At 60.7% G+C, this 9244-nt stretch carries 5 protein-coding genes and 5 pseudogenes; 7 read left to right on the forward strand and 3 right to left on the reverse strand.

Annotation, left to right across the window (positions count from 1 at the left end; translation table 11 throughout):
* Positions 1-128: pseudogene (locus BVER_RS32870) on the forward strand (IS5/IS1182 family transposase); the annotation flags it as partial.
* 22 nt (positions 129-150) lie between these two features.
* On the opposite strand, the gene BVER_RS35355 reads toward BVER_RS32870, so the two are convergent.
* Together BVER_RS35355 and pdxR are read right to left on the reverse strand one after the other, a co-directional pair.
* Positions 151-279: a hypothetical protein gene (locus BVER_RS35355; RefSeq protein WP_269750803.1), complete on the reverse strand. Its 129-nt coding sequence runs from the start codon at positions 277-279 to the stop codon at positions 151-153.
* 341 nt (positions 280-620) lie between these two features.
* Positions 621-2118: pseudogene (pdxR, locus tag BVER_RS25040) on the reverse strand (MocR-like pyridoxine biosynthesis transcription factor PdxR).
* 213 nt (positions 2119-2331) lie between these two features.
* Between pdxR and BVER_RS25045 the strand changes: the two are divergent.
* The 5 genes and pseudogenes from BVER_RS25045 to BVER_RS25065 all read left to right on the forward strand — a co-directional run bounded on the left by BVER_RS25045 (position 2332) and on the right by BVER_RS25065 (position 7769).
* Positions 2332-3407, forward strand: a pseudogene (locus tag BVER_RS25045) (ABC transporter ATP-binding protein).
* 111 nt (positions 3408-3518) lie between these two features.
* Positions 3519-4565: an ABC transporter substrate-binding protein gene (locus tag BVER_RS25050; protein ID WP_050455568.1), complete on the forward strand. Its 1047-nt coding sequence runs from the start codon at positions 3519-3521 to the stop codon at positions 4563-4565.
* An 80-nt stretch (positions 4566-4645) separates the two neighbouring features.
* Positions 4646-5900, forward strand: a pseudogene (locus tag BVER_RS25055) (ABC transporter permease).
* A gap of 5 nt (positions 5901-5905) precedes the next feature.
* Positions 5906-6745 (forward strand): ABC transporter permease, encoded by an 840-nt coding sequence (locus BVER_RS25060; protein ID WP_050455565.1) that lies wholly within the window; start codon positions 5906-5908, stop codon positions 6743-6745.
* A 610-nt stretch (positions 6746-7355) separates the two neighbouring features.
* Entirely contained in the window at positions 7356-7769 is a 414-nt protein-coding gene (locus tag BVER_RS25065; RefSeq protein ID WP_050455566.1) for a DUF3331 domain-containing protein, read from the forward strand.
* An 86-nt stretch (positions 7770-7855) separates the two neighbouring features.
* Here the strand turns inward: BVER_RS25065 and BVER_RS25070 are convergent.
* Positions 7856-8469 (reverse strand): annotated as a pseudogene (locus BVER_RS25070) (NAD(P)-dependent oxidoreductase).
* Between the two features lie 444 nt (positions 8470-8913).
* On the opposite strand from BVER_RS25070, the gene BVER_RS25075 reads away from it, so the two are divergent.
* A complete protein-coding gene (locus BVER_RS25075) occupies positions 8914-9111 on the forward strand; it encodes a hypothetical protein (RefSeq protein ID WP_050455567.1) in 198 nt (65 codons plus the stop codon).
* Positions 9112-9244: the final 133 nt, after the last annotated feature.

Consider the following 9244-nt stretch of genomic DNA (forward strand, 5'->3'; position numbering starts at 1 on the left):
GCTTCTTTAAGCGTATCAAGCATTTTCGTCGCGTCGCCACTCGATATGACAAACTCGCCCACAGCTACCTCACCTTTGTCTCCATCGTGTCTGCCTTCGGGCCGCTCTTAAATGTAAACAGGACCTAAGCTGCCCGGTCGCGGCGGGAGCTCAACCGATCTTCGCGCCCGACAGGTTGATCGTCATCGGGCTGCTCGCCGTTGCCGTAGCGCTGCCGCCCTTGGCCGCGCCGCCCGAAAGTTGCGCTTGTACGAGCACTGCGCGTTCGATCTTTTGCATGATCTACCTCAATTGAAAATGGACTTGAAAAGCGCTACTTATATAAGTATCACTAACGACATCACCGACATATCGCAGTCGCTATTCGAAGCGCACTACGTTTCGAATCGTTTTAAAGCGACGGCTCTGAAATGAAATCGTCAGCGACATAGTATCGTCTGACCCGGATTTTTCTTGCTTAATATTCCTAATTTTAATTATCAAGATTCAGCATGTTGTTGCCTTTAACAAAATCACGAATGAGTTAAATGACTTCGAAAGGGATAATCCTGAGTTATGCCTGCCTTAAGTCAGTATTAGGCGTGCGCCATCGTCATAAAAGAGAATCCGAAAATCCTAAATTAACCGATGCTCTCCGCAAAAGCCGAGCACTCGATTACCTCCGCCAGCTTCGCGAAATTCGGCGCGATCTGCTCATTCGGCACGCACGCGTAACCCAGCATCAAGCCTTTCAGCGCGGCATTCCGGTTCATGTAGTAATTGACGAGCGGCCGCGTGACGACGCCCGCTTGCAGCGCACTGACAGCGATCTCGCGATCATCGGCGCTTGGAGGCAGTTCAAGCACGAAGTGCAGTCCCGCTTCGTCGCCACGCACCGCCAGCGATGTCCCGAAGCGCGCCTCGATCGCGCGGATCAGCAGTTCGCGACGCTCGCCGTAAAGCCCGCGCATGCGCCGCACATGCGACGTGAGATGGCCATCGAGGATGAACTCCGTCAGCACGGCCTGCTGCATCAACTGGCCTTCCCGATAAAGCTCCGCGACGCCCGTGCGAAAGGTATCGGCGAGATGCTCCGGCACGACCATATAGCCCATCCGCAGACCGGGAAACAGCATCTTGCCCAGGCTGCCGACATAGATCACCTGACCGGCATCGTCGAGTCCTTGCAGCGACGACAACGGCCGTCCGCCGTAACGAAACTCGCTGTCGTAATCGTCTTCGATGATCCACACGCCATGCTGACGCGCGAACTCCAGCAGCGCTCGGCGCCGCGCCAGGCTCATCACCATCCCGAGCGGATATTGATGCGACGGCGTTACCAGCGCGATACGCGGCGGCTCCCGCGTGTCGCGCGGCGATGGATTGAGCCCTTCGGCATCGACCGGCACGGGCACCAGTTCGAGCCCCGACGATTGCAACACGCTGCGCGCGCCCCAGTAGCACGGCTCCTCGACCCACGCGTGATCGCCGACATCGGTCAGCAGCCGCACGGCGAGATCGATCGACTGATGGATGCCCGTGGTGATCACGATCTGCTCCGGCGTGCATTTGACCGAGCGCGCGACGCGCAGATAGTCCGACAACGCGCGACGCAACGGCCGATACCCGCCGCCCGGCGCATAGGTCAGCAATTCGGGATTGGCGCGCTTCCAGAACCGCGTCTGCAAGCGGCTCCAGATACGCGCGGGAAACTCGGCGACGTCCGGCACGCCCGGCATGAACGCGCCCCACTGCTTCGGCGATACGCCCGCGTGCGCGATCAGTCACGCACCGCGTCGCGAGGTCGCGCTGGGCTTGTCGGCGACGGCGGCGCGCGTACCGGCCGGGCGGCGTGCCGTGGTATCGCCGGGTGCGGTGTCGGCGACATACGTGCCGCTGCCGGTCGTCGATTCCACGTAACCCTCGGCGGTCAGCTGGTCGTACACATGCAGCACCGTGTTGCGCGCGATGCCCAGATCGACCGCCAGCGTGCGCGAACTCGGCAGCTTGGTGCCGGGCGCGAGACGGCCGCTGAGAATGGCCTGCTGCATCAATTCGATGCATCTGCCGATACATCGGCGCATCGAGCGCACGGTCGAGCTTTTCGCTGAGGTAGTCCGCAAGAATGATGGTTTCCAACGACGTTCTCCCACGAGTGGAACCACCGGGCCGGGCGCTCAAAGTGGTTCCATTTTCATTATTGAAATGGCTCCCCATTGTAGAACCGTCGGCCGTTATAGTTAGGTTAGCGCGACCAGATTAAATTTCTCCGGACGAGATGGTGCACCTACTCCGCCGTCCGCGCGACGAAACCTATAAGCGCAGTTCGCAATCCCGAAGGAGACACGGCAGATGAAATCGGATCAGGTGATCGTCAGCTTTCGCGGCGTCCGGAAGACCTACGACGGCGAGACGCTCGTCGTCAAATCGCTCGATCTGGACATCTATCAGGGCGAATTCCTCACCTTGCTCGGGCCGTCGGGCTCCGGCAAAACCACTTGCCTGATGATGCTCGCCGGCTTCGAATTCCCGACCGGCGGCGAGATCAGGCTGGACGGCAAGCTGCTGAACAAGGTGCCGCCGCATAAGCGCGACATCGGCATGGTGTTTCAAAACTATGCGCTGTTTCCCCATTTGTCTGTATAGCAAAACGTCGAATACCCGCTGACTGTGCGCAAGATGTCCGCCGACGAACGCGCGCATCGCGTGCATGAAGCGCTGACGATGGTCCGCATGGAAAGCTTCGCGAAGCGCTTTCCGGCGCAGTTGTCCGGTGGGCAGCAGCAACGCATCGCGCTGGCGCGCGCGCTCGTGTTCGAACCGAAGCTCGTGCTGATGGACGAACCGCTCGGTGCGCTCGACAAACAGTTGCGCGAACACATGCAGTACGAACTCAAATCGCTGCACGAAAAGCTCGGCGTGACCTTCGTCTATGTGACACACGATCAGGGCGAAGCGCTCACCATGTCCGATCGGGTCGCGGTGTTCGACAAGGGCATCGTGCAGCAACTCGATACCGTCGATCATCTTTACGAAGCGCCGTGCAACGAGTTCGTCGCGAATTTCATCGGCGACAGCAACCGCTTGCGCGGCACCATCGAGGAGACGCAGGGCGAGTTCTGCGCCATTCGTCTCGCCGATGGCTCAATGTCGCGAAAGCGCAGGCCGGCGCGCCGGCTATCGCGTGTATCCGTCCCGAGCGCATGAAGCTTGCCGCGCGTCCGAATGGCAGCGGCATCAACGCGCTCAACGGCGAAGCGCGAAGCCTCATCTACTTCGGCGATCACGTCCGCATGCGTTGCGGCGTGCGCGAACAGGACGAGTGCTTCGTCAAGGTCCCGCTCGGCACCGAAGCGCTCGATGCGTTCATGCCCGGCGCGCCCATCGCGCTCGAATTCGCGCCCGAGCATCTGCGCGTGTTTGCCTGAGCCTGCGCACTCACGTCCATCGTTTATCGAAAGGCGCAATGCGTCGGTTCGTACTTGTCTCCATTACGCCACACCAAGCCGGTCCCGCTACAACAGACAGAGGAAACCATGATGAAGAAGTTCGCACTGTGCTCCATTGCGGCGGCGGTCGCGTTCGTGTTCGCGTCGACGGCCTCGGTGGCCGGCGCGGCGGAAATCACCGTCGTCAATTTCGGCGGCGCGAATGGCAACGCGCAAAAGGCTGCGTTTAATCAGCCATTCGAACAATCGACGAAGAGCAAGGTCACCGCCGTTGAATACAACGGCGAACAAGCCAAGGTCAAGGCGATGGTCGAGGCGAAGCACGTCAACTGTGATGTCGTCGAAGTCGAATCGGGCGATCTCGGACGCGGCTGCGACGAAGGTCTCTATGAAAAGCTCGATTGGTCGAAGATCGGCAAGAAGTCCGATTTCGTGCCGGAGTCGCCGCAAACCTGCGGCGTGGGCTTCTTCGTCTGGTCGACGGCGCTCGCCTACGATGCCGACAAGCTGAAGGCCGCGCCCGCGAACTTGGCCGATTTCTGGGATACGAAAAAATTCCCTGGCAAGCGCGGCATGCGCAAGGGCGCGCGCTACAACCTCGAATTCGCGTTGATGGCCGATGGCGTCGCGCCGAAGGATGTCTATAAGGTGCTCGGCACGGAGGCCGGCGCGGATCGCGCGTTCAAGAAGCTGGACGAACTGAAGCCGAGTATCCAGTGGTGGGAAGCCGGCGCACAGCCGCCGCAGTTTCTCATCGCCGGCGACGTGGTGATGTCGACTGCCTACAACGGTCGCATCGATGCGGCGCGCAAGGAAGGCAAGAATTTGAAGGTCGTGTGGAACGGCAGCATCTACGACCTCGATTACTGGGCCATTCCCAAGGGCTCGCCGAACAAGGATCTGGCGACGCAATACATTTCCTACTCTGTGTCGCAAAAACCACAGGAAGCGTACGCGCAACGCATCGCATACGGGCCGGTGAACAAGGCAGCGATTTCCGCGCTCGATCCGAAGATTCAGGCCGACATGCCGAACTCGCCGAATAACGCGAAGAGCGCGGTACTGCAGGACATGGCGTTCTGGACCGATCACGGCGACGAACTCGAGCAACGCTTCACCGCTTGGGCAGCGAAGTAAGCGCGTCAAGGCGTGACGACGATCGCGCTTCGCACGGACGAAGCGCGATCGCACCGAAGGAGACTCGAAGCGTGAACACCATGACCCTCGCCGTCGACGAAACGCGGGAATCGACCGCACGGCTGAAACGCGAACTGAAGATCGCGGACGCCAAGAAGCGCGCGATGGCGCTCGTGCTTATTGCGCCGCTCGCGATTTTTCTGTTGCTGATTTTCGTCGTGCCGATCGGCGCGTTGCTGACGCGCGCGGTCGACAATCCAGAAATCACGACCGCCTTGCCGCATACGGGCGCGGCGTTGGCAAAGTGGGACCGCACTTCGCCACCATCCGACGACGCCTACGCCGCGCTCGCGCAAGACCTGACCGCTATCGCCGATGGCGAATCGATGGGCGCGCTCGCACGTCGTCTGAACACGGAACTATCGCTCGCTGGTCGCCAAAACCGCGCGCGCGATGCCGCTCACCGGCGACGACGGCAAGCCGCTCGCCGCGCCGCAAGTCAAGGCGAAGATCGTCGAGATCGACGAGCGCTGGAACGACCCGGCCTACTGGCAAGCCATCGCGAAGAACGCGAGCCGCTATTCGCCGTTCTATTTCCTGGCGTCGCTGGATCACAAGCAGAACGGTGTCGGCGATATCGTGCATGCCGATCCCGATCAATCCATCTATCTGAATGTCTTCGCGCGCACGTTTGTGATCGGCGTCGGCGTGACGCTGTTCTCGCTGCTGCTCGGTTACCCGCTCGCCTACTGGATTTCGACGCTGCCCGCGCGCCGCGCCAATCTCGTGATGGTCCTCGTGCTGATTCCGTTCTGGACTTCCATATTGGTGCGCGTCGCCGCGTGGATCGTGCTGTTGCAAAGCGAAGGGCTGGTCAACAAGGCGCTGATCGGCGCGGGCTTGATCGGCTCGCCGCTCGCGCTGTTGTTCAATCGCGTTGGCGTCTATATCTCGATGACGCACATCCTGCTGCCGTTCATGATCCTGCCGCTCTACAGCGTGATGAAATCCGTCCCGCCAACGTACCAACGCGCGGCTGTGTCGCTCGGCAGTCATCCGTTCGCGGCGTTCTGGCGCGTGTACGTGCCGCAGACGTATCCGGGTATCGGCGCTGGCGTGCTGCTGGTGTTCATTCTGGCGATCGGCTACTACATCACGCCGGCGCTGCTCGGCGGCCCAAACGATCAGATGGTCAGCTACTACATCGCCTACTTCACCAACGTGACGATCAACTGGGGCATGGCCTGCGTGCTCGGCGCCTTGCTGCTGGCCGCGACGCTGCTGCTCTATGTCGTCTACGGACGCTTCACGCGCTCGACCGTCAGCCTGGGGTAACTCGAATGAAACTTGCCAAACCGATGTTCGCGCCGCACACATCCGTCACCGAACGCGTCTGGTATTTCGCGTTGCGCATCATTTGCGTGCTGACGCTGCTGTATTTGATCCTGCCCGTGCTGGCGATCGTGCCGCTGTCGTTCTCATCGAGCACCTTCCTCGTCTATCCCATTCCCGGCTGGTCGATGCGCTGGTATCACAACCTCGTGATGTCCGACGAGTGGCGCATGGCCGCAAAGAACAGCTTCATCGTTGCGCCTTCCGCAACGCTCGTCGCGACGATTCTCGGCACGCTCGGCGCGGTCGGGCTGACCAAGGCCAACTTCGTCGGCAAGAGCCTGCTGATGGCCGTACTCATCTCGCCGATGATCGTGCCGGTAATCGTCGTGGGCGTCGGCATGTATTTGTTTTTCGCTCCGCTCGGCATGGCCAATACGTATTTCGGGCTGATTCTCGCGCACGCGGCGCTCGGCGTGCCGTTCGTCGTGACCACGGTCGGCGCGACGCTGCAGAACTTCAACCACAATCTCGTGCGGGCGAACCAGTCGCTCGGCGCGAGTCCGTTGCGAACGTTCTTCCGCGTGACCTTGCCGGTCATCGCGCCGGGCGTGATCTCGGGCGCGCTGTTCGCCTTCGCGACATCGTTCGATGAAGTCGTGGTCACACTGTTTCTCGCCGGCGCGGATCAAACGACTTTGCCGCGCCAGATGTTCACGGGCATCCGCGAAAATATCAGCCCGACAATTGCTGCCTTGGCAACCATTTTGATCGTGTTTTCGACGACTTTGTTGCTTGCGCTGGAATGGTTGCGTGGGCGCGCGGCAGCGCGTGCGGTTGCCAGTTGATGGCGAAACGCGCGAATTTGTTCGCGTCTGACGAACAAATAGCGATACTCAATCGAGTCGATAGCGTACGGGTGATTAGCGCGAAAAGTTAGCGCCGTGGCGTTAAAATCTCGGTCCGCTACACGCGGGTAAGATACTCGCAAAGCACCGTCCCACAAGGCTCCGAGTGGGTTCGTGCCCCCAAAAATCTTGCCTGATTCTCGCTCGATCCGTGCGCAATCAGCGCTCCGCCCGTGATCGTGCAACAATTCACCGCCGCGAACCTTTCGAACAGGTCCGAACAAGCTTACACGAACCGGCTGAAACGCTTATCTGGCGCGGCTTCGACTGGCACCGCGCCCTGCCGATCGGTACGACAAAACCCTCCGGGCAACCTCATTGTGCGAATGGTCAAACGCAAAGCGCACCGCAGCATCGCCGCGACCGCCTTATGGCACACGGTTCGCGGGATTATTCGTAAGAACGGGACAGTGTTTTCACCGATGCAGTATTTATCGGAATATGCTTAATGGCGTACGTTCTAGGTCGAGTCAATGCCTGGAACATTGCCATGACAGCTTTTTCGAAAATTGCAGACCCCTGGTCACAGACGGTTCACCAACTCGAGACCATGCCCAAAGACGCGGCCCGCACCGCGCCGTCGCAGAAAACCGCGCGCATCGAGAGCGACTTTATCGAACGGCTGACGCGCGAATGGAACCGTGCGCACCCGCATCCGCGTGCATCGAACGACCGGCTGCCGTACCCGCAAGCGATCGTGCGCGTGATCGAGCGTCCGAGCAGCGCGACCGCGCTCGTCTACTGGTCCGATCCGGGAACGTGTCATTACGGCTATCAGGGCTGGCGCGCGACCACGGCGAACGCCGATGGCATCTGCTCGCTGTCGGGCATGCCGATTCATCGCGGCGATCAGGTTTATCGCCCGTCGCAGCGCGATCCGAAGCCTCACAATGCGGCGGCGATGATCCTCGCCGCCGCCATGCCGAAGAACAGCGAGGAAGTCGAGTTCGATCTCCACGACTGAGCGACACGCCTGGTCGAAAGCAACGCGCCTCGCATCGATGGACGATGCGAGGCGCGTTGTCGCTCCGAGCGCACGCGTGGTGTGCGTCAGTAGCCGACCGTAAAGCGCTGCTTGATATGCGCGCCGTTCGCGAGTTCGTCGAGAAAGGCCATCGCGTAATCGTCGAAGCTGATCCAGCTGCGGCCGTTCGCGTCGACCAGCAACTCGTCCACGCCGAGCCGAAACCTCTGCGTGCGCGGCCCGCTGACGAATTCCGCCGATGGCGACGCGAAAGTCCAGTCGAGTCCGCGCTCGCGCCTGAGCGCATCGAGAAACGCGGCGCCGCCGTCGCTTCGGGCTTATAGGCTTCGGGGAAATCGGGCAGATCGAGCACGCGCTGCCCCGGCGCGGCGTACAAGCTGCCCGCTCCGCCGACCACCATCAGTCGCGGCACGCCCGCCTGCTTCACCGGTTCGACGATATCGCTCTCCGACACGGTCGTGAATCGCGTCGCGCTGAACACGGCATCGTGGCCGGCGATGGCTTGCGCGAGCGCGGCTGCGTCGTGCGCGTCGACTTGTTTCGCCTCAATGCCCACGCGCGCCTGCACTTTCGATGCATCTCGCGCCAGCGCCGTGACCGTGTGACCGCGCCGCAACGCTTCTTCCAGCAATCGGCTGCCGACGTTGCCCGTCGCCCCGATGATCGCGATCTTGCTCATGGGCCCTGTCTCCTTTACATAAACGGCTGGCGCGCGTCGTCGCGCGATCGCGCTTGAAGTATCACAAGGAAAAAAATATTTCTATAATTCACACGAAAACGGAATAGTGTATCGCATTCAATCAATTACAGAGAATAATTTATCACGACGGCACATATTCCGCGCACACGTCGTAGCTCATAGGGCATGCAAGTTTCGCACCGGCAAACCTCAGTCCCACGCCATACCGACACACCATTGTCATAATCGAAACGCGCATTCGTTTGCGGGCGATGCCATTAAACTAGACGGCCGCGCACTCTTTCGATTCATGCGACGAAGGCGAACACCGGCGCGCCGGACGCATCGGGTCGAAGCGAGTCCCACACTTTGAAGTCGTCAATTTGTCACGACATTGCGTTATATTGCACTTCCTCGCCGCTCCATTACCGGAAGGAGTTAATCGTGAAGAATCCGCAATTGCAGGGTGCCATCGAAGGACGCGACAACCCGGCCGGCGAAACCGCCTATGAGCCGATTCCGGCCCGCAGCCAGTCGCGCGAGTCCGACGACGAACCCGGTTACGCTGATTCGCTCGACATCCCGCTCGATTACGGCATCGTGATGGACGCCGTCAGGGATGCGGTCCGCGCCAATCAGTAAGCGCACGATTCCCCAAGCGAAGCGCCCCGACCGGGGCGCTTTTTTGTGCGCCCAGCATGGGCGCACTCTTGCGGGTACAAGTCCCGCCGCAAGTTGACCACAGCGAGCGAAGTGAAGCGCAACTGCGGAAGGG

It is taken from the genome of Candidatus Burkholderia verschuerenii (genome assembly GCF_001189365.1).
In the GTDB taxonomy this organism is placed as follows: Bacteria; Pseudomonadota; Gammaproteobacteria; order Burkholderiales; family Burkholderiaceae; genus Caballeronia; species Caballeronia verschuerenii.

What these genes read in the sequence shown, in the direction of transcription:
- BVER_RS35355 (WP_269750803.1), bottom strand. Translation starts at nt 279, where the DNA reads ATGCAAAAGATCGAACGCGCAGTGCTCGTACAAGCGCAACTTTCGGGC.
- BVER_RS25060 (WP_050455565.1), top strand. Translation starts at nt 5,906, where the DNA reads ATGAAACTTGCCAAACCGATGTTCGCGCCGCACACATCCGTCACCGAA.
- BVER_RS25065 (WP_050455566.1), top strand. Translation starts at nt 7,356, where the DNA reads ATGCCCAAAGACGCGGCCCGCACCGCGCCGTCGCAGAAAACCGCGCGC.
- BVER_RS25050 (WP_050455568.1), top strand. Translation starts at nt 3,519, where the DNA reads ATGAAGAAGTTCGCACTGTGCTCCATTGCGGCGGCGGTCGCGTTCGTG.